General features: G+C 65.7%; 24 protein-coding genes. 12 read left to right on the forward strand and 12 right to left on the reverse strand.

What is annotated here, in order from left to right:
* Positions 1-105: 105 nt before the first annotated feature.
* Positions 106-1101: a DUF3152 domain-containing protein gene (locus AB0J47_RS11595; RefSeq protein WP_364344553.1), complete on the reverse strand. Its 996-nt coding sequence runs from the start codon at positions 1099-1101 to the stop codon at positions 106-108.
* 414 nt (positions 1102-1515) lie between these two features.
* Here AB0J47_RS11595 and AB0J47_RS11600 point away from each other — a divergent pair, with 414 nt between their 5' ends.
* Entirely contained in the window at positions 1516-2181 is a 666-nt protein-coding gene (locus tag AB0J47_RS11600) for a TetR/AcrR family transcriptional regulator (protein WP_364343876.1), read from the forward strand.
* A gap of 74 nt (positions 2182-2255) precedes the next feature.
* On the opposite strand, the gene AB0J47_RS11605 is transcribed toward AB0J47_RS11600, so the two are convergent.
* Complete coding sequence (locus tag AB0J47_RS11605) at positions 2256-2483, reverse strand: DUF3107 domain-containing protein (RefSeq protein ID WP_364343879.1); 228 nt, start codon at positions 2481-2483, stop codon at positions 2256-2258.
* Positions 2484-2748: 265 nt separating this feature from the next.
* Complete coding sequence (locus AB0J47_RS11610) at positions 2749-3294, reverse strand: YceI family protein (RefSeq protein ID WP_364343882.1); 546 nt, start codon at positions 3292-3294, stop codon at positions 2749-2751.
* A gap of 102 nt (positions 3295-3396) precedes the next feature.
* Between AB0J47_RS11610 and AB0J47_RS11615 the strand changes: the two genes are divergently transcribed.
* Positions 3397-4227: a helix-turn-helix transcriptional regulator gene (locus tag AB0J47_RS11615; RefSeq protein ID WP_364343885.1), complete on the forward strand. Its 831-nt coding sequence runs from the start codon at positions 3397-3399 to the stop codon at positions 4225-4227.
* Here the strand turns inward: AB0J47_RS11615 and AB0J47_RS11620 are convergent, their stop codons facing one another.
* The 3 genes from AB0J47_RS11620 to AB0J47_RS11630 form a co-directional block, all read right to left on the reverse strand.
* A complete protein-coding gene (locus AB0J47_RS11620; protein WP_364343888.1) occupies positions 4228-4920 on the reverse strand; it encodes a ferritin-like fold-containing protein in 693 nt (230 codons plus the stop codon).
* 157 nt (positions 4921-5077) lie between these two features.
* Complete coding sequence (locus tag AB0J47_RS11625) at positions 5078-6133, reverse strand: alpha/beta fold hydrolase (protein WP_364343891.1); 1056 nt, start codon at positions 6131-6133, stop codon at positions 5078-5080.
* A gap of 70 nt (positions 6134-6203) precedes the next feature.
* Positions 6204-7061, reverse strand: a complete 858-nt coding sequence (locus tag AB0J47_RS11630) for a hypothetical protein (RefSeq protein ID WP_364343894.1) — start codon at positions 7059-7061, stop codon at positions 6204-6206.
* 368 nt (positions 7062-7429) lie between these two features.
* Here AB0J47_RS11630 and AB0J47_RS11635 point away from each other — a divergent pair, with 368 nt between their 5' ends.
* The 5 genes from AB0J47_RS11635 to AB0J47_RS11655 all read left to right on the forward strand — a co-directional run bounded on the left by AB0J47_RS11635 (position 7430) and on the right by AB0J47_RS11655 (position 12581).
* Positions 7430-9190 carry a DEAD/DEAH box helicase gene (locus AB0J47_RS11635; protein WP_364344556.1) on the forward strand — a complete coding sequence of 587 codons (1761 nt, stop codon included), beginning with the start codon at positions 7430-7432 and terminating at the stop codon, positions 9188-9190.
* Between the two features lie 321 nt (positions 9191-9511).
* Positions 9512-10747: a hypothetical protein gene (locus AB0J47_RS11640; protein ID WP_364343897.1), complete on the forward strand. Its 1236-nt coding sequence runs from the start codon at positions 9512-9514 to the stop codon at positions 10745-10747.
* Positions 10748-10796: 49 nt separating this feature from the next.
* Positions 10797-11408: an acid phosphatase gene (locus AB0J47_RS11645; RefSeq protein WP_364343900.1), complete on the forward strand. Its 612-nt coding sequence runs from the start codon at positions 10797-10799 to the stop codon at positions 11406-11408.
* Complete coding sequence (locus AB0J47_RS11650; RefSeq protein WP_364343903.1) at positions 11405-11896, forward strand: GNAT family N-acetyltransferase; 492 nt, start codon at positions 11405-11407, stop codon at positions 11894-11896. Before AB0J47_RS11645 ends, AB0J47_RS11650 begins: the two co-directional genes overlap by 4 nt.
* A 4-nt stretch (positions 11897-11900) precedes the next feature.
* Entirely contained in the window at positions 11901-12581 is a 681-nt protein-coding gene (locus AB0J47_RS11655; protein WP_364343906.1) for an endonuclease V, read from the forward strand.
* A 7-nt stretch (positions 12582-12588) separates the two neighbouring features.
* Here the strand turns inward: AB0J47_RS11655 and AB0J47_RS11660 are convergent, their stop codons facing one another.
* On the reverse strand, positions 12589-13020 hold the full coding sequence (locus tag AB0J47_RS11660) for a hypothetical protein (protein WP_364343909.1): 432 nt from the start codon (positions 13018-13020) through the stop codon (positions 12589-12591).
* A gap of 67 nt (positions 13021-13087) precedes the next feature.
* Between AB0J47_RS11660 and AB0J47_RS11665 the strand changes: the two genes are divergently transcribed.
* Together AB0J47_RS11665 and AB0J47_RS11670 are read left to right on the forward strand one after the other, a co-directional pair.
* Positions 13088-14032: a diacylglycerol kinase family protein gene (locus AB0J47_RS11665; RefSeq protein WP_364343912.1), complete on the forward strand. Its 945-nt coding sequence runs from the start codon at positions 13088-13090 to the stop codon at positions 14030-14032.
* 250 nt (positions 14033-14282) lie between these two features.
* Positions 14283-14537, forward strand: coding sequence for a WhiB family transcriptional regulator (locus AB0J47_RS11670; protein WP_011211115.1), 255 nt, complete (start codon positions 14283-14285; stop codon positions 14535-14537).
* Positions 14538-14806: 269 nt separating this feature from the next.
* Here AB0J47_RS11670 and AB0J47_RS11675 read toward each other — a convergent pair whose 3' ends face one another.
* The 4 genes from AB0J47_RS11675 to AB0J47_RS11690 form a co-directional block, all read right to left on the reverse strand.
* Complete coding sequence (locus AB0J47_RS11675; RefSeq protein ID WP_364343915.1) at positions 14807-16321, reverse strand: histidine kinase N-terminal domain-containing protein; 1515 nt, start codon at positions 16319-16321, stop codon at positions 14807-14809.
* A 23-nt stretch (positions 16322-16344) separates the two neighbouring features.
* Positions 16345-16560, reverse strand: coding sequence for a biotin/lipoyl-binding carrier protein (locus AB0J47_RS11680; protein WP_364343919.1), 216 nt, complete (start codon positions 16558-16560; stop codon positions 16345-16347).
* 237 nt (positions 16561-16797) lie between these two features.
* Positions 16798-17058, reverse strand: a complete 261-nt coding sequence (gene rsrA / locus AB0J47_RS11685; RefSeq protein ID WP_364344559.1) for a mycothiol system anti-sigma-R factor — start codon at positions 17056-17058, stop codon at positions 16798-16800.
* A 20-nt stretch (positions 17059-17078) separates the two neighbouring features.
* On the reverse strand, positions 17079-17702 hold the full coding sequence (locus AB0J47_RS11690) for a sigma-70 family RNA polymerase sigma factor (protein WP_364344562.1): 624 nt from the start codon (positions 17700-17702) through the stop codon (positions 17079-17081).
* Positions 17703-18042: 340 nt separating this feature from the next.
* On the opposite strand from AB0J47_RS11690, the gene ybaK reads away from it, so the two are divergent.
* Entirely contained in the window at positions 18043-18537 is a 495-nt protein-coding gene (ybaK, locus tag AB0J47_RS11695) for a Cys-tRNA(Pro) deacylase (protein WP_364343922.1), read from the forward strand.
* 73 nt (positions 18538-18610) lie between these two features.
* Positions 18611-18970 carry a hypothetical protein gene (locus AB0J47_RS11700; protein WP_364343925.1) on the forward strand — a complete coding sequence of 120 codons (360 nt, stop codon included), beginning with the start codon at positions 18611-18613 and terminating at the stop codon, positions 18968-18970.
* A 24-nt stretch (positions 18971-18994) separates the two neighbouring features.
* Here AB0J47_RS11700 and AB0J47_RS11705 read toward each other — a convergent pair whose 3' ends face one another.
* Positions 18995-19786, reverse strand: a complete 792-nt coding sequence (locus AB0J47_RS11705) for an SOS response-associated peptidase (RefSeq protein WP_364343928.1) — start codon at positions 19784-19786, stop codon at positions 18995-18997.
* 134 nt (positions 19787-19920) lie between these two features.
* Here AB0J47_RS11705 and AB0J47_RS11710 point away from each other — a divergent pair, with 134 nt between their 5' ends.
* On the forward strand, positions 19921-21429 hold the full coding sequence (locus tag AB0J47_RS11710; protein ID WP_364343931.1) for an aldehyde dehydrogenase family protein: 1509 nt from the start codon (positions 19921-19923) through the stop codon (positions 21427-21429).
* Positions 21430-21487: the final 58 nt, after the last annotated feature.

Genomic DNA, 21487 nt, shown 5'->3' on the forward strand with positions numbered 1-21487 from the left:
GCCGTCGAAGCGCATGCGACGAAGTCGCCAGTCTCGACGGCTCGGACGCGAGACACCAGGGGGCCGCGAACACGCCGCGCCGAAGGCGCGGCCATTAGACACAGCTCAACCGCGCGGATAAGGCCAGGGATTGAAGCGGCAGTGCTTACCGTCCATCGGGACTACACCGTCTGGATCGAGCGCCGCGATGTCGTTGTTCTTGGTGCCGAAGGTCTGCTGCATCATCACCGGCGCGAGCCCGCCGTCGGTCTCGCACGGCTGATGCTGGTGATAGCCGATGGCATGGCCGACCTCATGGTTGACCAGGTACTGCCGATAGGAACCGATATCGCCCTCGAAGGCCAGCGCGCCGCGCACCCAGCGCACCTCCGAAAGCACCACCCGGCGCAGATCGGCATTGAAGCAGGAGGAGTCGATCGGAATATCGAAACCGCATGCCTTGCGCGAGGATTCGCGGGAGGCGAGCGAAATGCGGAAGTCCGGCTCCCCCTGGTCGATGCGCCGGAAGGCGAACTTGGTGTCGTGCGCCCAACTCTTGGGATTGCCAAGGGTGCTTTCGACCATCTTGGCCACGGACTCGTCCCCGCCGAATCCGGAAGTGTCTACGCCGTTCTCGATTTCGACGGTGTATTTGAACTGGAACTCCGATCCGGTACCCACCTGCCCGGTGGTCCCGGGCACCACATGCCATGTGCCTGTACCGGTTTCGGTGAACGGTCCGCCGTCGGGCAGCGCGCCGGTCGGCAAGGTCGTCGGGAAGTGGCCGTCGCCGGGCGGTGCGCCGATGATGCCCGCGGATGCCGCACGTGGGCTCAATCGTCCGAATCCCGGTGCTCCGCCTGCCAGATTCGCCGGATCGCTGACCCCGCGCACCGCGTCCACGATCACCAGCACGGTCACCACGAAAAGTACGGGAAGTGCGTAGGCACGCCATCCGTAGGTGCGGATGAAACGACCGAGTGCGCTCTGCTTCTTGGTATCGCGCTCGGGTCTCGATGCGCGGGAACGACTCTCGTCGGGGGCGGTGGGGTCCCAGCGGGCCCGCAACGGTTGATAGGCACGATCGACGGGTGATTCGTTCAAGCCGAGGGGGTCATAGATCTCGACACCGTTCGCAGTGCTCGGTGGCGAACCGGATCTCCATTCGATCTCACCCTCGGCGCCATCCCGGGCAGCGGCACCGTTTCCGGTGACTGCCCCCGTACGCACCTCGGGGCCTGGCCTTTCCACAGAGCCCGAGACTACGGAACCGGACGCGGCGGAGCCAGCCCGGCGGTGCGCGCTGCGCCCGCCGCCGGAGGGTCTTTCCGCTCGGTCGGTCACGTCAACCAGAGTCTCACAGGGCGCAATACCCTCGACCCGGGTATGCCTGCGCTCCCGATTGGCTGCGATATATCTCACCGAGTGGACCGCAACTGCGGCCCCGATCGGCAGACGCGGTGCAACCGGGTATCGTTCATGGGATACCCGGTGTACACCCCAATTTGCCGGGGCATCGACTGGGAGAGCCGAAAAATGACTGACCTCGTGGACCGGATGGCGTCCCGCAGAATGTCGTCCGATGCCATCGCGCCAACCAAGCGCGGTACCCGGCTTCCGCGCGACGAGCGTCGTCAACAGCTACTCGCGGCCGCCAGTGAGGTGTTCGTTCAGCGCGGCTACCACGCCGCGGGCATGGACGAGATCTCGCAGTGCGCCGGAGTGAGCAAGCCGGTGCTCTATCAGCACTTCGCTAGCAAGCTCGAACTCTATTTGGCGGTGCTGCAGAACTACGTCGACATGCTGGTGTCGAGTGTGCGCCAGGCGCTGCGCTCGACCACCGACAACCGGCAGCGTGTGCGTGCCGCGGTGCAGGCCTACTTCGATTTCGTCGACAACGAAATGCAGGGCTTCCGACTGGTTTTCGAATCCGATCTGATCAGCGAGCCGCAGGTGCAGCGCCGGGTCGAGCAGGCCACCGAGGCCTGTGTGGACGCGGTGTTCGATCTGGTCGCCCACGATTCCGGTTTGGACCCGTACCGGGCCAGGATCCTCGCGGTCGGACTGGTCGGTACCAGCCAGTTCACCGCACGGTACTGGCTGGAGGCGGATCGGCCGATTCCGAAGGAAGAGGCGGTCGACACCACTGTTTCGCTGGCGTGGGGCGGTCTGTCGCACGTGCCGCTGCATCCGATCAACTGATCGAGTATTCGGGCAGCAGAGCCCCCACACTCACCCGAGTGCGGGGGCTCTCGTTTGTTGGGTCGCGGTTCGGCTCAGACCGCCGCGAAGCCGACACGACCGCCGGTGGCGGCGCCGATCTCGACATAGGCGACCTTCGAGGCCTGGATCAGGAACTTGCGGCCCTTCTCGTCGGTGAGTGCGACGACGCCGTTCTCACCGCTCAGCGCACCGGACACCAGCGCCTCGACCTCGTCGGGGGTCTGCCCGCTGTTGATCACGAGCTCGCGCGGGCTATCCGAAATACCGATCTTGACCTCCACGGCCAACCTCCGAACCTAGAGTCCTGTGTGCTGTCGAATCAAGGCTAATGCTCCCCCGCCTCCCCGGGTATTCTGCGCCCCACTAAGAGCCACGAAACCCACGTCGGCGACCGGCGACCGGATAGCTCGCCAGTACTGGGCGTACCCCACGAGTTGCCCATGTACCTGGGAAATCAGTAGTCACGTCCGGGATCCGATAGCGCCGTCGAGCGACCGCGCGGCTGGCGTTCGCCTGTCGCGAACGCCGTCCCGCTCGCGGGTATGCCTACTTGGGCTCGATGAGCTGGATTTCCAGCTCGACCTTGACGGCATCGCTGAGCATGCCGGGCAGCGGACCGCCGACGCCGAAGTCGGTGCGCTTGATGGTTCCGGTCGCGGAGAAACCGGCGTGCCGGTCGCCGGTCCCGGCGAATTCCTGGACACCGCCCCACTCGACATCGAGGGTGACCGGCTTGGTGATCCCGCCGAGCGTGGCCTCGCCCTCGACCTCGAACGATTCCGCGATCAGCACCGGCTCGACGGCGCGGAAGCTCAAAGTGGGGCGGTTGGCGACATCGAGGAAGTCGGCGGTGCGGACGTGGTTGTCGCGATCGGCATTGCCGGTGTCGAAGGAGTCGAGGTAGATGGTGGCGCCGAGCGTTGCGAAGCCCTTGTCGTCGACGACGAATTCGGTCTCGAACTTGTTGAAGCGGCCGCGGACCTTGGAGATGCCGAGGTGGCGGATGGTGAATTCGACCTGGGAGTGCATCGAGTCCAGGGTCCAGGAACCCGGGGTGAGCGTGGTGGCAGTGGATTCAGCGGAAGATGTCATGCTATAGACCATGACCGGACCGTGGTCCGCTAGCCAGACCGCCGTTATCCTGGACCCGTCAGGGCGCGGATAACCATCCCAGGACGGGGCACGATGAAACGTATGGCACCCAATCCGTTCGCGGAATACCTCATCGCGCGCCGCGCCCAATTGCGGCCGGCGGATGTGGGACTTCCCGAGGGCGGACGCCGACGTACCCCGGGATTGCGCCGCGAAGAGGTCGCGGTGCGCGCCGGAGTGAGCGCCGACTATCTGGCCCGGTTGGAGCAGGGGCGCGATACCAATCCGTCGGGGGCGGTCATCGATGCGCTCGCGCAGGCGCTGCTGATCGAGGGTAAGGACCGCCACCACTTCGGCTGGCTCGCCGTCACCTCGAGTAATGAGTCCCGCTGTCCCACCACCGAATCCGTGGTGGAGCATCCGACGCCCGCGATCGAGACCATCCTGCGCGCACTGCATCCCACCCCGGCCTTCGTGATCGGGCGGCGGCTCAATGTGCTCGGCTGGAATCCGGCCTGGGAGAACATCGCGAAACCCGTCGGGCTACTGGACAATCCGGAGGTCGTGAATCTGGCCTGGTTCACCTTCGCGCATTCGCGCGCCAAGCAGGTGCTCCGGAACTGGGACGAGGTGGCCGATATTTTCTCGGCCGCACTGCGGCGCGCGACGATCCGCTGGCCGGGCGAGGACCGCCTACTCGAGCTGATCGACGCGCTGCTCGCCTATCCGGAATTCGAAAGCCGTTGGCAGCCACAGCATATCGACGACTTGACCTCGGGCACGATGCGATTCGACCACCCGGAGTACGGCCATATCGATATCCCGTTCGAAGCCATGAACGCCGATAAGGATCAGTGCGTCGTCGTTTGGCTCACCGACCAGGCACAGGCGCAATCACCCGGCCTGCGGCTGGTCCGCGCGGTCAACGAGTAATCAGATTCCCAAGACGGCCATGCGCTCGGCATGGCTGGCCTGCATGCGCTCGAACAGCGCGGCGATGCCGTTGAGGTCACCGGTCGCGGCGAGCACCAGCTCGGTGAGTTCGTCGCGCTGGGCCATGACGTACTGCGCCTGGGTGATCGCCTCACCGAGCAGCCGCCGACCCCACAGCGTCAGCCGGTCGCGCTCGGAGCGGCTGGTCGCGACGGCGCGGCGCACCTCCTCCACCACGAATTCCGAGTGGCTGGTCTCGGCGAGCACATCCCGGACCACGGCGGAGACCTCGGGAGACAGGGCACCGGCGATCTCGGTGTAGAAGTCGGCCGCGATTCCGTCACCTACATAGAACTTCACCATCGATTCGAGCCAGGTCGAGGGATCGGTGGAGTCGTGGTAGGCGTCCAGGGCGCGCACGAACGGCGCCATCGCGTCGAAGATATCCACACCGCGTTCGGCCAGCGCGGACTCCAGGGTTTCGAAGTGACGCATCTCGGCGGCGGCCATCTTCGCGACGGCCACCTTGCCGCGCAGCGTCGGCGACAGCTTGGCCTCCTCGGCCAGCCGGTAGAACGCCGAGATCTCACCGTAGGCGAGCACCGCGAACAGGTCGATCACGCCCGTATCGTCGGCGGAAATGGACGAGCCGGACAACGAAACCCCTACCGCTGCTGGTGACTGTGCTGCCATATCGCACAGCCTAGTGCTCCCCCGCCTCCCCGGATATTCAGCCGACCAGTAATTGCCGAACGTGTCGTGTTACGGACTGACGGATTCGGGGGTGTCGAATTCTGGGCGTACCCGACGAGTTACCCATGTACGGACGAAATCACTCGAGCTCAACGCTCTACCGATGCCCGGCCAGGAACTTGTCGAGATAGGTCCAGGTCGTGTCGCGTGCGGTTTCGGCGGTGAGGATGCCGAGATGACTACCGGGTGCGGTTTCGTAGCGAACGGACTGCGCGCCGGTGAGGATGCGCTGTCCGGCGGCCACCGCGGCGGCGGGGGTGATGACATCGGCGGGTCCGCCGACCAGCAACACCGGCGCGGTCACGTCAGCCAACTCGATGCGACGCTTGCCGAACTGCACGACACCTCGCCCGATGTCGTTGTTCAGGATCAGTCGGCCCCACAGCTGGCCGTAGAAGCGGCCGGGATAGCCGGGCATCTCGGACATGAATCGGTCGATGGACTCCATCTTGGCCAGCGCTTCGGTGCGCGCGATATTGCTCGCGACGAACCAGGGGCGGGTGAGTTCGCGATCCCATGCGGTGACCTTGTAGGCGATCCGGGTCAGCGTGGCCGGAATGCCACCCGCCGCGCGCACCGCCGTCGAGGTGGCGATGCCGCCGGTCAGCTTGGCGACCGCGCGCACCTGCGGAATGCCGGTCATCTTGTCGTAGTCCAGCGGCGAGCCGACGGCGGTAATAGAGCGGATCGGCAGTTCGGGGTGCGCGGCCGCGGTCAGCAGGGCGAGGGTGCCGCCGATGGACCAGCCGACAAGATCGACCGGACGGCCGTCGCGATCGGCGCAGGTGCGCAGGATCGCCTCGGGCAGAATGTCATCGATCCAGGTCTCGAAGCCCATCCGCCGGTCGGCGAAGGTGATTTCGCCGTAGTCGACGACGTAGGGCGCCCGGCCCGTCTCCAGCAGGAATCGGGCCAGGCTCTGATCCGGACGCAGATCGAAGCAGCTGGCGGGCGCGGCCAGCGGCGGCACCAGCAGCACCGCCGAATCCGTTGCGGCAGCGGCGGATCCGGTAGCCTCGAAGCGGCGCAGCTGCCGATGCGGTTCGTCCCACAGCACCGTCGACGGGGCGGGATCCGGCGCCTCGACGCCATGGCCGAAGGTCAGCGCCCACGCATTGCGCGCCGCGATGGTGACTGTGTCGGTGAAACTCACCTCAAAAATGTCTCACATACCGTTACCGGCGGTAACAGGCAACTCCGATTTGTGAGCGATCGTGCATCGCTCAGCCCCGAGTCATGCCGATCGGATTGAGCGGCGGCACCACGCTCTCCTGAACGCGCTTCGCCAACGGGTCGAGCAAGTAGGTCAGCTCCGCGATGGCATCCTGCGACAGCGCCGCCAATGCGCCGTTCCAGGCCGCCTCGTCGGTATCTGCCTCGACCCGTCCGAGCAATTCGGCACCGGAGCCGGTCAGCTGCGGACTGATCGGCTCCCCCGCGATCAAACCCCGAGCACGCAACTCATCGGCGATATCGGACCATTCCCGCTCCGACCAGCCGCGCGCGGGCCGCATCACCGATTCGGGCGCTTTACCGGCCGCGACCTGCAGCACCAACGCCTGCGATCCGGACAGACCGCGGGCAACCAGGGCCGCCACATGGCCATCGCCGCGATGTTCGCGCAGTGTGGTGGTGAGCTGCCACAGTGCGGCCACCGGATCGGTGGACAGCGGCAATTCCGCATTCGCCGCATACAACGGGCGGCCGGTCGGATCGGCAGTGCGCACCACCGGTTCGAGCAATTCGACGGCACGAGCGCAATCGGCGTCACCGGCTCCGGCCCCGCGCAACAACCCGACCGAGAAGGCGAGCCGGGCCTGCAGACAGGCCTGCGGCGTCGTCCGGGTCCAGGCGTCCGGGACCGCCTTGGCCACCGTGTCGGGATGGAATCCGGCGAAGGTCGCCAGTACGGTGCCAGCGCCCACCGCTCCGAGCGGCGCGGCCCGGAACGCGAAGTAGGTCTGCCAGAAACCGCGCAGTCCGAGCACGACTCCGGCCTGCTTGACATCCGAGCCGAAATACACGACATCGTGGATGGGTTCGAGAGTGTGCCAGATTCGACGCGCTAGATGAATTGCCATGTGGCGCAGCGTACGTCGATGGTCAACGCATAGACACCGCGCATTCCGTCCGGAAATACCGTGACGGCAATTCGAGCCATGCACAATATCACGCTACAATCTTTGCGGACAACGGAAATTTTCGTCTGTCGAGTCGCCGGATCGTACGGTCGCCCGAGTGTCGCCGACGAGGTTTTCGAAGTCCGGGAATATGTGCGCGCACCAGATCCGCATCACCCTTGCGCCGCGCCGATATCTGCTGAGGTCAGCCGCCGAAAACGACGAGTTGCCGCAGGTATCAGGGCAGTGGCCGAGGTGAGTATCACAGGCGGATATGTGGTTGTCGCGGGCCGGCCGGTCCGCCCCACACCTCGTGCGCGTGTGACGCGATAACGAGGAAAGGCACGAACCTGAGCAAGATCACTGTCGAACAGGAACCTGGTCTGGCGGATACGCTACTGACCGCCGAACTGGACGAAACGCACACCGCTCCGACATTCGCCGAATTGGGGGTTCGCGATGAAATCGTGCGAGCGCTCGGCGAGATCGGAATCGAACGTACCTTCGCAATTCAGGAACTGACCCTGCCACTGGCTCTGGCCGGTGAAGATCTGATCGGTCAGGCCCGCACGGGGATGGGTAAGACCTTCGGATTCGGTGTGCCGCTGCTGCACCGGATCGCCACCGCCGACACCGGGACGACCCCGCTGGACGGCACACCCCGGGCACTGATCATCGTGCCGACGCGCGAACTCTGCATTCAGGTCACCCAGGATCTGGAAAACGCGAGCAAGTACCTGAAGAACCACCAGGGCCAGCTGCGCGTGCTCTCGATCTACGGTGGCCGCCCGTACGAGTCCCAGATCGCCGCGCTGCGCTCCGGCGTCGACGTAGTCGTCGGTACCCCCGGCCGACTCATGGATCTGGCCGATCAGGGCCATCTGATCCTCGGCAAGATCGGCGTGCTCGTCCTGGATGAGGCCGACGAAATGCTGGATCTGGGCTTCCTGCCCGATATCGAACGCATTCTCGGCATGGTTCCGACGCAGCGTCAGACCATGCTCTTCTCGGCCACCATGCCGGGCCCGATCATCACCCTGGCGCGCACCTTCCTGACCAGGCCGACGCATATCCGAGCCGAAGAACCGCACGATTCGGCCGTGCACGATCGCACCGCGCAGTTCGTCTATCGGGCGCACGCACTGGACAAGAGCGAACTCGTCGCCAAGGTGCTGCAGGCCGAGACCCGCGGCGCGACCATGATCTTCACCCGGACCAAGCGCACCGCGCAGAAGGTCGCCGACGATCTGGCCGACCGCGGCTTCGCCGTCGGCGCCGTGCACGGTGACCTCGGGCAGATCGCTCGGGAGAAGGCGCTCAATAAGTTCCGCAAGGGCGCCATCAATGTGCTGGTCGCGACCGATGTCGCGGCGCGTGGCATCGATATCGACGATGTCACCCACGTGGTCAACTACCAGTGCCCGGAGGACGAGAAGACCTACGTGCACCGGATCGGGCGCACCGGCCGGGCCGGACGCACCGGTGTCGCGGTCACGCTGATCGACTGGGACGAACTGAACCGCTGGGCCGCCATCAACACCGCCCTGGGCCTCGGCATCCCGGATCCGGTCGAAACGTATTCGCGCTCGCCGCATCTGTTCTCCGACCTCGGTATTCCGGAGGGCGTCACCGGCACGATCCGCAAGCCGAAGCCGGTCCGCGAGGAGGACGCCGAGGTAGTCGAGCGCCCCGCCCGCACGCCGCGCAAGCGCAATCGGCGCCGTACCCGCGCGGGACAGCCGCTCGACGGCGAAGCCAACGTCACCGAAACCGACGACACCGAAACCGATGACGCCGCCGCCCCACTCGACGATGCGACCGACGACGAGACGGCGGATAAGCCCGCCCGTCGCCGCCGCCGTCGGCGCAAGTCCAGCGGTGCCACCGAAAACGGCACGGAGAACGGCACCGAGTCGAATGACAACGCGGACGTGAGCGCCGAAGCGGACTCGGACAGCGATACCGATGACGCCGAAACCACCGAACAGCCCGCGCGCCGTCGGCGCCGTCGCCGCAAGCCCGCTGGCGAAGCAGCGGCTGGCGAAGCAGCGGCGGACACCGCTCCCGAAACGGTGACCGCCTCGGCATAGTCGATACGCAGGCGCGTCTGTCATGGACAGGCGCGCCTGTGGTGTCTCAGCGGCAGGCCCCGGCCGCGTCTTGCGATACACGGTCGCAGGTAAGCGTCGACGGGTCGTCGATAAGCAGGCACGTCTGTCGTGGGCAGGCGTCTCAGCGGCCCCAGCGCGGATGCGCGCGCGTTCTCCTGATGCACTGTCGCATGCGAGCGCGGAACGCGGAAATATCGGCAGGTAAGCACCATTGAGCGCACCGGTAGCCGTCATCGGTCGGCGGGTGTCCACGGTGAGACCGATCGCATCGGCCGAGCGATACGTTGTACTCTCGCAAACGTGCTCGCACCCGAGCGGCGAACGCGCGCCGACATCATCTCCGCAGTCGCGATCGCCGTGGTCGTGGTGATCGCGGCCGTGGTGGTGTGGGCGCGCAGCGATGCCAGGGGAACCGAATCGGTGACGGCGGAACATCCGGTTTCCACTCCGGCGGCGGCAGATCAGGTTCCGACGAGTCTGCATGAGCTGTGGCATGCGCCCGACCCGGCGGCGAACCGGGCGCTGGTGGCTGCGGGCACCGTCGTCACGGGCGCGGACGGCACGGTCACCGGGCACGATCCGCGCACGGGTACGGAAGTGTGGCACTACCGGCGAGACCTACCCCTGTGCGGCGTCGAGTCGCAGTTCGGCACCGTGATCGCGGTGTACAAGGACCAGCGCGGCTGCAGCCAGGCCACGCTGCTGGCCGGTGAGGACGGTTCGCGCCGGACCGCGCGCAGCAGCTACATGGATCCCGCCGTGCAGCTATCGGTCGACGGCACCTATGTACTGGCCCAGGGGCCGCGGCGGCTGGAGATGTGGCGCTCGGATCTGGTGCGCACCCTCGAATACGGCTACGTCGACGCACCGGTGAACGTGAAAACTCAACCGCGCAAGGGCTGCAAGCTGATCTCGTCGAGTTCGAGCTCCACCCGGCTCGCGGTGCTCGAACGCTGCCCCGAAGATCCCACCAACCGGCTGACCGTGCTCAATCCGGCGCCGAAGGACAATACGGTGCCCGAGGAGTACGGCTCGCATGTGCTCAACGGATCCGGTTCGGACTCCCCCGACGGACGCGTAATCGCGGTGTCCGACAACCGAATCGTGTTGTACCTGCCCGGTACACCTGCCACCGCGACCGCCGAAGCGATATCGCCGCGGCTGGAGGTCTTCGACGGCACCGGGAATGCGCTTGTGGTGCACCAACTTTCCGCACCGCTGAGCGATAAGACGACGACCACCCGAATCAGTTCGCTGTTCCTGGTATTCACCGGCAATAGCCTGATCGCCTTGAACGCGGGCACTTTCGATCCGATCTGGGCCGCTCCCAGCGCACTCGGCAGTCCCGTCTTCATGGCGGGCCGACTACTCGTGCCGGTCGACGGCGCCATCACAGTCCTCGACCCAACTTCGGGCACCGAAGTGTCGCGCATTCCGGTGGCCCGCCCCGGCTACGACGGGTCCCCCATCTCGCTCGCCGTCCTCGGTACCACCGTGCTGGAAAAGCGCGGCACCGAGATCTTCGCGCTCGGCTAGCACCCGCCCGTCCCCGGCGGTGTCGGACCCGTACTTCATGATGGAACTCATGTCCGCACGCGACGACGCCCGACTGGTTCTGCTCCGGCACGGCGAAACCACATGGTCCAGCCAGCGGCGCCATACCGGCCGCACCGATCTGCCACTCACCGAGCGCGGTGAGGAGCAGGCCCGCGCCGCGGGCGGCCTGCTCGACGAGCTGAAGCTGCGTGACCCGCTGGTGCTCACCAGTCCGCGTCAACGCGCTGTCCACACGGCGGCGCTCGCTGGGCTCACCGATACGGTTGTCGATGCCGATCTGGCCGAATGGGATTACGGCGATTACGAGGGCAAAACCTCCGTCGAGATCCGCGAGCACGATCCCGGCTGGACCATCTGGACCGGAGTTGTGCCCGGTGGCGAGACGGCCGCGCAGGTCAGCGCACGCGCCGATCGGGTGCTGGTATCGGTGGGCCCGGCACTGCCGGACCGGGATATCGTGCTGGTCGGTCACGGTCATTTTTCCCGGGCGCTGATCGCCCGCTGGGCCGAGCTCGATATCCGGGAGGGGCGGCGCTTCGCGATGTCGACCGCCGCGATCACCGTGCTCGGTTACGAACATGATGACCGAACCATCCTGGCGCACAACCTAGTTCCCGCAAACCATGGAGCAGCACTATGACTCGCCCCGGCCAGATCCGTCGCGCCACCTCCGCCGATGTACCCGCCATGGTTGGCCTGGTCGAGGATCTCGCCGAGTACGAGAAGTCCCGCGCGGAGTGCACGCTCACCGCCGAGCAGCTGGACACCGCGCTGTTCGGGCCGTCGCCCGCGGTTTTCGCGCATGTCGTCGAGGACGAGACCGGTGTGGTCGGGTGTGCGATCTGGTTCCTGAACTACTCCACCTGGACCGGCGTACACGGCATCTACCTGGAGGACCTGTACGTGAAACCGGAAACCCGCGGCAAGGGTTACGGCAAGGCACTGCTCGCCGCCCTCGCCGAGGAGGCCGTCGCCAATGGCTACAGCCGGGTCGACTGGGCCGTGCTGACCTGGAATGCGCCAGCCATCGAGTTCTACAAATCCATCGGCGCCAACCCGCAGGACCAGTGGGTCGGCTACCGGCTCACCGGCGCGGCCATCGATAAGCTCGCCGCCGAAGCCTGGTGAGTGAGTGAGGGTTACCGCACCCACGGATTGGCCGACCACCGCAGAGGAGGCCATGGCGATCCAGGATGCCTTGCGGCCATTGGTGATTGCGGCCGATCCGCATCCGCCGCGATTCCGCACCATCGCCGGACTCGACTCCGCCTACGACGACGAAGCCGGGATCGCCGCTGCGGCCGTCGTCGTATTGGACAGTGCCACACTGGATCCCGTCGATACCGCCGTAGCGCATGGGCCGGTCACGTTTCCCTACTTGCCCGGCCTGCTGTCCTTCCGTGAACTGCCGATAACCCTCGCCGCCCTCAAAAAGCTCGTTACCACACCGGATCTGCTGATCTGTGATGGACAAGGACTCGCACACCCGCGCCGCTTCGGCTTGGCCTGCCACATCGGAATCCTCACGGGGACACCGACAATCGGCGTGGCCAAGACACCGTGGGGCGATTACCGCGAACCCGGTCCAGAACGCGGAGCGGTCAGCGATATCACCATGGACGGCGAGGTCGTCGGGCGCGCGCTGCGCACCCGACGCGACGTCAAACCCGTCTTCGTCTCGGTCGGCCATCTCATCGACCTGGACACCGCATGCGCCCAGGTGCTCACGCTCACCCCGCGCTACCGACAGCCGGAAACCACCCGGCAGGCCGATCACCTATGCCGTCAGACGCTGCGGTCCGCCACCGCCTGAACCCCGGCTACTTCGATTCCGGTTCGATCCCGTAAACCTCGGCCATCCAGCGATTCGACGCGGGCGCGAACAGGAGTACCAGTGCGCCCACCACGACAATGCCGAGCAGCGCCCCGAGCACCGGCTGATGCGAATCGGTCAGCAGCGACCAGGTGACGGGAAGCAGGAGCACCTGGGCGATCACAGCAATGGCCCGCCCCCATCGGTGCCCGAGAAAAAGTCCGACCCCGGCCGCGAGCACCGCCCCGCCGAGAATGCCGAACCACGCTGCCGTGCCGTACCCGCTCGCGGCGCTCTGATCGTGTCCGAGCAGGCCGCGCACGATCAGCACGATCGCCACGACCACGGCCACCGCCCCCTCCAACCCAACCAATCCGCCCGCACCGCGCACCGTCGCGGGCACACCCGCCGAAACCTCGTCTTTGCCGCTGTCCGCCACGGGGCCAAGCCTAGAACGCACTCGGCGGCTTTTCGGACCGGGCCGTGCGCCGATTAGGGTGGCGAAGGTGCGGACGTTGCTGATCGTGAATCCGAATGCCACCTCGACTACGCCGGCGACGCGGGACCTGCTGGCGCACGCGTTGGAGAGCCGGACCCAGCTGACCGTCGCGCATACCCAGCACCGCGGCCACGCGGCGGAATTGGCGCAGTGGGCGGCAACCAACGAGATGGATCTGATCGTGGTGCACGGCGGCGATGGGACGGTCAACGAGACCATCAACGGCTACCTGCCGCTACCCCAGGTCGACGACGGACATGCCTGGTTGCCGCGCCTCGGCGTGATTCCGGGCGGCTCGGCGAATGTGTTCGCACGCGCCCTCGGCATCTCCCCGGATCCGGTGACCGCGACCAACCAGCTCATCGATCTGCTCACCCTCGAGCATGACCGCAAGATCGGGCTCGGCCTCGCCGATGATCGCTGGTTCGGCTTCAGCGCGGGCGTCGGCCTGGACGCGGATGTCTGCGAGGCGATCGACAACAGCCGCGCCAACGGCCATGCCGCCACCCCCGGTCGCTACGTTCGCACAACCGTCCGACAGTTCTTCAAGTCGAAGCGCAAGGAGCCGAGCGTCCGGATCGTGATCCCTGGTTTCGAACCTATCGGTGAGGTCCATTACGCCTTCGTAACGAACACCAGCCCGTGGACCTACCTGAACGCCACCCCGGTGCACACCAACCCGGGAACGGCCTTCGAAACCGGTCTCGGCGTGTTTGCCGTGCGGTCGATGTCGGTGGTCTCCACGCTACTGCTCGCCAGGCAGCTTCTCGCAGCCCATGGAAATCCCAAGTCCCGCAACCTATTTCGCGAGGACGATGTGCCATCCGTGCGTATCGAGGCGAGCGAGCCCATCGGGCTGCAAATCGATGGCGACTTCATCGGAAAACGCAACATGGTGGATTTCACAGCTGTGCCGGACGTGCTCGAGGTCGTCGCTCCACGCTCGAAATGAGCACGAAACGCGCGAAAAAACCCGGTGTTGTGCTGCGAAAACCGGGTAGAGCGAGTACAAAGGACCGGGCAGGTTCCCCCAGGGGTTCCTTGAGAGCGTGAGCTTCCCCACGGTGCACCAGATACCTATTGACATCTACGGTGTTCGTGAAAGCATTCACAAGCAACCGTGCGGAAACATTCGAGTCGCACAAGTGAACGATCCACAAACCGTAGGCGCCCTTCGCGGCGCCCAGCAAAGGAGCAGAGGAATGGACTGGCGCCACAAGGCCATCTGTCGCGATGAGGACCCCGAGCTGTTCTTCCCGGTGGGTAACAGTGGTCCGGCGCTCGCGCAGATTGCCGATGCCAAGCTGGTCTGCGCTCGCTGCCCCGTTACCGCCGACTGCCTGTCCTGGGCCCTGAAGTCCGGGCAGGATGCCGGCGTGTGGGGCGGTATGAGCGAGGACGAGCGTCGGGCGCTCAAACGTCGCAACGCCCGCACACGTACCCGCACCGTCGTCTAGTAGGACGACCAGCGTTACCGGACCTATCAGCCCGGCCCGGTAACGCAGTCAAGCCCGGCACCCAGGTGCCGGGCTATTTTGTGCCTGTGTCTGATTGCAGCGCCTGCGGCGCTGCGTGTTCGCGGCCCCCTAGTGTCTCGCGCCTGCGGCGCATGCGCTTCGACGACTCGGCCGCAAGACCGGCCGCGAACAGTCGCTCGTAAGACTTGCTCCGTTGTGGTCAGATGTGTGTGGAAGCTGAGACTTATTGCCTACCAGGCGAGTTCAACTCAGCGCCCTGAGCGGCGGCCCAACGGGACGCGCAGCACCGCGTCAGTGCCGATATCGGCACCTGGATGTAAACCGATGGAACCGCCGAGTTCGGCGGTGACCAGTGTGCGCACGATCTGCAGGCCGAGGCGGTCGGAGGATTCCAGGCTGAAACCCGGCGGCAGCCCGCGGCCGTCATCACTGATGATCACGTCCAGCCAGCGCGCCGAACGCTCGGAACGGATTGTCACCGTGCCGTTTTCGCCTGAATCGAAGGCGTGCTCGATGGCGTTCTGCACCAGTTCGGTGAGCACCATCACCAGCGGGGTGGCGCGTTCGGCGGAGAACACGCCCAGCGAACCCGCCCGGCGCACTTTGATTCTCGCGGTGTGCACGGTCGCGACATCGGCCATGATCGGCAGCAGCCGGTCCACCACCTCGTCGAGATCGACCTCTTCGTCCACCGACATGGACAGCATTTCGTGCACCGAGGCGATCGAGGTGACCCGGCGCACCGATTCGGTGAGCGCGACCTGCGCCTCCTCGTTCTCGGTGCGGCGCGCCTGCAGTCGCAGCAGCGCGGCCACGGTCTGCAGATTGTTCTTCACCCGGTGGTGGATCTCCCGGATGGTCGCATCCTTGCTGAGCAGTGCGCGGTCGCGGCGCTTGACCTCGGTGACATCGCGGACCAGCACCGCGGCACCGGCCAATTCGCCGTGCGGGCGAAGCACCAGGGTGCGCAGCAGCACGGTGGCGCCGCGCGCCTCGACCTCCATGCGGCGCCCGGTCCGGCCCGCCAGGGCGGCCTGGATATCGCCGACGACCTCCTGGGCGTCGAACGGATCGGTGATCAGCGAGCGGGTGGTGACGGCCAGATCCTGACCGGCCAGATCCGACTGCAGCCCCATCCGGTGATAAGCCGACAGTGCGTTCGGGCTGGCGTAGACGACGATGCCCTCGGTATCGAGCCGGATGAAGCCGTCGCCCGCGCGCGGACTGGAATGCGTCGCGGCGCGGTCCTCGGTGGTCGGAAAGGTGCCGTCAGCGATCATCTGGCACAGATCGTCGGCGCAGGCGACATAGGCGATCTCCAGCGTGCTGCGCACCCGGGAACGCTGCAGATCGGTATCGCGGCTGAGCACCGCGATGACATCGTCGCCGCAGCGCACCGGAATGGCCTCGCGGATGGCGTGCACCGGAGGCGGATGGTAGACGCCCTCGGCCTCGATATCGCTGTCCGCGCGCACGATCTTGCCGGTCATCAGCGCGTCGAAGACCTGCGGATGATCAGCGTGCAAGGCGGTTCCGCCGACCCGATCCTCTGGATGGACGGTGGGCGCGGTCGTCGGGCGACACTGTGCGACGCAGACGATATCGGCGCCGTCGACGATCGGTCCCGCACCGACCCACAGCAGCAGATCCGCGAAGGACAGATCGGCCAGCAACTGCCAATCGCCGACCACCCGCTGCAGATGGTCCACGGCGACGCCGGGTAGGTCGGTGTGTTCGGCCAGCAGCTCACTCAGTGTCGCCATATTCGATCTACCCGCTTCAGAAGTTAAGAGATGACGGCGATCAGGTGCCCGGCCTTGATCGCATCGCCCTCTTCGACGCCGATCGAGGTCACTGTGCCACTGCTTTCGGCGAGCACCGGGATCTCCATCTTCATCGACTCGAGGATCACCAGGGTGTCACCCTCGTGCACCTCATCACCCTCGGCAACGACAACTTGCTGCACGACCGACACCAGCTCCGAGAGCACTTCCTCCGCCATGACACCCCATCCACTCGTTCGCCCGTATCCGCTGAAACTACAGCCAACCACACATGAAACAATGACCTTCGATCAGAAGGGAGACTACCTATGGGTAAGCGTGGTCGTAAGAAGCGCAGCCGCAAGGGAAGCGCGGCCAACCACGGCAAGCGTCCTAACGCCTGAGCCGTAACAGACGAAAAACACCGAGGGCCAAGATCGTTCGTAAGGCACTCGGTGTTTTTTCTGTCTTCGGCACTACTCGGTGGTCTCGACCCGGGTGACCGTGACGGATCGGCGGATCTCCAGGGTCAGCCGATCACGCAGCGAATCCGGTGCCCGATCGCCGCCGCATTTGCGGCTCAGCAGGCCCTTGATCTTCTCCTCGATGCCGTAGGCCTCGATGCACGGCGAGCAGTGATCCATGTGGTGCTGTAGCCGGGCCCGGGTGGCATCGTCACATTCACCGTCGAGCATGAGCCAGACGTCGGCGAGCACAGCCGTGCAGTCCAACTCCATATCGGGGTCACGCTCCGTACTCACTGCTTGACCTCCTGGCGTTCCGCGCCGTTGCGGTTGAATCCACGTTCGCGCGCCACATCGGCGAGCAATCCTTTGAGCTGCTTGCGACCGCGATGCAGCCGGGACATCACCGTACCGATGGGGGTGCCCATGATGTCGGCGATTTCCTTATACGGGAAACCCTCGACATCCGCGTAGTACACCGCCATCCGGAATTCCTCCGGCAGCTCCTGCAGTGCGGCCTTGATGTCGTCGTCGGGCAGTGCGTCCAGCGCCTCGACCTCGGCCGAACGCAGTCCGGTCGAGGTGTGCTCGGCGGTGGCGGCAAGCTGCCAGTCGGTGATCTCGTCGGTCGGATACTGTGCGGGCTGACGCTGCTTCTTGCGGTAGGAGTTGATGTAGGTGTTGGTCAGGATGCGGTAGAGCCAGGCACGCAGATTGGTGCCCTCCTTGAAGGATTTGAAGCCCTGGAACGCCTTGACGTAGGTCTCCTGCACCAAATCCTCGGCATCGGCCGGATTACGGGTCATGCGCAGCGCGGCACCGTAGAGCTGGTCTAGCAACGGGAGCGCATCGCGCTCGAACCGCCGCACCAGCTCGGTATCCTCGACCGCGGCGCCGACCGCACCGTCGGTCACCACGTCATCGTCGCTCGTCACACCAATCCCTTCGATCGCCGTACCTGCCAAATCTACAGGCGCGGGCAGATCGAGTGAGAACTGAGCGTCCCCCGCGGCGCTCTCGACACGCCCGGAGGCGGTAGCGGAGCGTAACCACGGAGGGCGCCGAGAGTGTCGCAGATCGAGCACCAGCGACGTCACGGGGCGTTCGTCGAGCAGAACGGGCACCGACCTCTCCTTCACGTCCTACAGCCGCCGTACGGCTTTCGTATCGCATGCAACATGTCCGCGCCCAACTGTGTTCCCATAGCGAACTCCCCGACCCGAAATCCCCTTGCCGACCGCCATTAGGGTGACCGGCATGGCAGCAGCCTCGACCCCGGCGATCCGCACCCTGACCAAGGCCGGTGTGGTCCATCGCGTGCATGCGTACAAGCACGATCCGCGCGCCGATTCCTATGGCACCGAGGCGGTCGACGCACTCGCCGCCGAGGTCGGGGTGACGGCGGCGCAGATCTTCAAGACGCTGGTGATCGAATTGTCGACCGGTGCGCTCGCGGTCGCGGTGCTGCCGGTGCCGAATACCTTGTCGCTCAAGGCGGCCGCCGCGGCACTCGGTGCGCCCAAGGCCGCCATGGCGGATAAGACGAAGGTCGAGCGAACCACCGGTTACGTTCTCGGCGGCATCTCCCCGCTCGGCCAGCGCAAGCTGCTGCCCACCGTGGTCGATGCCTCGGCATTGGCCTGGGACCGCATGCTTTGCAGCGCGGGACGGCGCGGTCTGGAGATCGAACTGGCACCTGCGGACTTGATCCGGCTCACCGGCGCGGTAACCTCACCAGTCACATCCGTATAAATCCGCACCAGTCAGCAACATTTGTGCGTTACTGAACAGGCCCAGATCGTCCGACTCGAGGATGTGATGCGAAATGTCCGCGCGCCAGCGATTGTGCAGCACCATGATCGTCGCTCTGTTCGGAGTTCTCCTGCTCACCACCGGCCCGGTCGCGCTGCTAGCGCCTGCGGCCACCGCCGCACCCGGCAGCCCTCTGGTGATCGACGTCAACGACTTCCCGTTCGATGAGCATGTCGTTGACGACGGGCCGAAGAAGAACAACCCCCCGACGAAGAATGAGAAGGCCGACAAGGCCGAGAAGTTGGGCGGCGGCGTCGCCGGCAAGGTCATCGACCTGGGCGGCGGCGTGGCCCGCAAGGTCATCGACCTGGGCGGCGGTATCGTCAAGTGCGCGCTGAATATCGTGACCGATAGCGTGAAGTGTCAGCTCTGAGTGGATGAACGGCGGGCCGGGCGATCACAGCAAGCTGATCTGCCCGGCCTTTTCCGTACCACCGCGAGAGTCCAACGGCGCCAACAGTTCCGGACCGTTATTGCGCACGCTGTTTACCAGCGACGAAACCGGACGCGCCACAATGTCCGCCACCGATTCCGCGCTCGGCGTCTCGAGCAGTGTGGCCGGTGCCGGATGATCCGGATCCAACCAGGCCGCCCAATGCTGCCGCGGCATGGGCAGCGGCATCCGGTCGTGGATGCGGGCCAGCTCGCCGACGGCGTCGGTGGTCAGGATGGTGCATGACAGCAGCGGTTCGCTCTCCCGCTGCGAACGGTCCCGCCATACCGACCACAATCCGGCCATATACAGGCGCGCGCCATCGGCATTCGACATGAAGTACGGATGTTTGGCGACCTTGCCCTTGGCCCCGGCATCCGGTTCGACCAACCACTCGTACCAGCCGTCCATCGGTACCAGGCAGCGGCGATACTTCACCGCATCGCGAAACGATGCCGTGGTCGTCGCCTTATCGGCGCGGGCATTGAACAACGGTTTGCCCTTGACCGGTACGCCCGGTCCGGCGGCCTTGGTCCAGACCGGGATCAGGCCCCAGCGCATTCGCCGGATGCGCAACTTCGGGTCGTCGTCGGGGTGGTCGTGCTCATGCCGCTCCACCACGGTCAGCACCTGGGTGGTCGGTGCGACGTTGTAGTTGGTGGAACCGCCGTTGTTACCGGTCGGCGTCTCGTCGATGGCGTCCAGTTCGGCGGCGAGCCGACCGGGATCGGTAGTTGTCGCATATCTGCCGCACATATCTCGATACTTGCACGCGGCGCCGACAGACTCGGGAAGAATTGACGGTAGGGGTGACCTGGTGAGAGTTCTGACATAGCATCATCTCAGATGAATGGCCGTTAACTTATCTCGGCAAGAGGGAGAGACCCACCGTGACAACCATCGAGACCACCCCAACGACACCGGAGACGGCGTTGAATTCGGTCGATCCGGCCACCGGAGAGGTCATTGCCACCCATACCATCGCCGATGCCGACGCGGTTCGCGCCGCCGTCGCCAAGGCCCGCACCGCCGCCGCGACCTGGGGCGGACTCAGCTTCGACGAGCGGCGCAAACATCTGCTGCGCTGGTCGAGCCAGTTGGTCGCGGACTCCGAGGAGTTCACCGCGCTCATCCACAAGGAGAACGGCAAACCACTCGACGATGCGTTCCTGGAGTTGATGCTCGCGCTCGAGCACATCGCCTGGGCAGCCAAGAATGCCAGGAAGGTGCTCTCGCCGAAGAAGATCGCCCCCGGCGCGTTCATGGCGAACTTCTCCGCGCGTGTGGAGCAGCGTCCGCTCGGTGTCATCGGCGTAATCGGCCCGTGGAACTATCCGGTCTACACCCCGAACGGCTCCATCGCCTACGCCCTGGCCGCGGGCAATACCGTGGTCTTCAAGCCGAGCGAATTCTCCACCGGCATCGGCAATTTCCTCTCCGATGCGTTCAAGAAAGCCAATCCGGAGCTGCCCGAAGGCATCTTCGAGACTGTCAATGGCTACGGCGCGACCGGCGCCGCACTGGTGCAGGCCGGTGTGGACAAGATCGCGTTCACCGGCTCCACCGCGACCGGCAAGAAGATCATGGCCGCGGCCGCCGAATCACTGACCCCGGTACTGCTGGAATGCGGCGGCAAGGACGCGGTGATCGTCGCGGGCGATGCCGATATCAAGGCCGCTGCCGATGCGGTCGCCTGGGGCGCCACCGCGAATAGCGGCCAGACCTGCGCCGGTGTGGAGCGGGTCTATGTGGACCGCGCGGTGCGCGACGACTTCGTCGCCGAGGTCAAACGCATCCTGACCGACGTCAAGCCGGGCTCGGGCACCGATGCGGCCTACGGTCCGATGACCATGCCCAGCCAGATCGATATCGTGCGCCGCCATATCGATGACGCGCTGAAGAACGGCGGCACCGCGGTGCTCGGCGGGCCGGACTCGGTCAAGGGTCCGTTCATCGAGCCGGTCGTGCTGGTCGATGTTGACGAGAACTCCGAGGCCGTGGCCGAGGAGACCTTCGGCCCGACCGTCACCATCCGGACGGTGGACGGCGTCGATGAGGCCGTCGAGTTGGCGAACAAGTCCAAGTACGGCCTGGCCTCGGCGGTCTACTCGAAGAAGAACGGCCTGGAGATCGCCCGACGGCTGCGCGTCGGCGCGACCTCGGTGAACTCGGTGCTCGGTTTCGCCGCCATCGCGGGTCTGCCCTTCGGCGGTGTCGGCGATTCCGGAATCGGGCGCATCCACGGCGAGCCCGGCCTGCGCGAATTCTCCCGGCCGCATTCGATCGCGGTGCAGCGCTTCGCGATTCCCGGCATGGCACTGCTCAGCTACTCACGGACCCAGACCACCATGAAGCTGCTGCGCCGCCTGGTCCCGATCCTGCACGGCCGCCACAAGTAGCCGCCACACCCGCCGGGCTCGTCTTTCGAGGCGAGCCCTTCGACCACAACGGAGCGAG

It is taken from the genome of Nocardia sp. NPDC049737, assembly GCF_040674755.1.
Taxonomy (GTDB): domain Bacteria; phylum Actinomycetota; class Actinomycetes; order Mycobacteriales; family Mycobacteriaceae; genus Nocardia.

Excerpts from the sequence above, each read along its gene's own strand:
- AB0J47_RS11630 (WP_364343894.1), bottom strand. The coding sequence starts at position 7,061 with ATGGCAATTCATCTAGCGCGTCGAATCTGGCACACTCTCGAACCCATC.
- ybaK (WP_364343922.1), top strand. The coding sequence starts at position 18,043 with ATGGCAGCAGCCTCGACCCCGGCGATCCGCACCCTGACCAAGGCCGGT.
- AB0J47_RS11645 (WP_364343900.1), top strand. The coding sequence starts at position 10,797 with ATGTCCGCACGCGACGACGCCCGACTGGTTCTGCTCCGGCACGGCGAA.
- AB0J47_RS11600 (WP_364343876.1), top strand. The coding sequence starts at position 1,516 with ATGACTGACCTCGTGGACCGGATGGCGTCCCGCAGAATGTCGTCCGAT.
- rsrA (WP_364344559.1), bottom strand. The coding sequence starts at position 17,058 with ATGGAGTTGGACTGCACGGCTGTGCTCGCCGACGTCTGGCTCATGCTC.
- AB0J47_RS11700 (WP_364343925.1), top strand. The coding sequence starts at position 18,611 with ATGTCCGCGCGCCAGCGATTGTGCAGCACCATGATCGTCGCTCTGTTC.
- AB0J47_RS11650 (WP_364343903.1), top strand. The coding sequence starts at position 11,405 with ATGACTCGCCCCGGCCAGATCCGTCGCGCCACCTCCGCCGATGTACCC.
- AB0J47_RS11610 (WP_364343882.1), bottom strand. The coding sequence starts at position 3,294 with ATGACATCTTCCGCTGAATCCACTGCCACCACGCTCACCCCGGGTTCC.
- AB0J47_RS11680 (WP_364343919.1), bottom strand. The coding sequence starts at position 16,560 with ATGGCGGAGGAAGTGCTCTCGGAGCTGGTGTCGGTCGTGCAGCAAGTT.
- AB0J47_RS11675 (WP_364343915.1), bottom strand. The coding sequence starts at position 16,321 with ATGGCGACACTGAGTGAGCTGCTGGCCGAACACACCGACCTACCCGGC.
- AB0J47_RS11615 (WP_364343885.1), top strand. The coding sequence starts at position 3,397 with ATGGCACCCAATCCGTTCGCGGAATACCTCATCGCGCGCCGCGCCCAA.
- AB0J47_RS11670 (WP_011211115.1), top strand. The coding sequence starts at position 14,283 with ATGGACTGGCGCCACAAGGCCATCTGTCGCGATGAGGACCCCGAGCTG.
- AB0J47_RS11705 (WP_364343928.1), bottom strand. The coding sequence starts at position 19,786 with ATGTGCGGCAGATATGCGACAACTACCGATCCCGGTCGGCTCGCCGCC.
- AB0J47_RS11620 (WP_364343888.1), bottom strand. The coding sequence starts at position 4,920 with ATGGCAGCACAGTCACCAGCAGCGGTAGGGGTTTCGTTGTCCGGCTCG.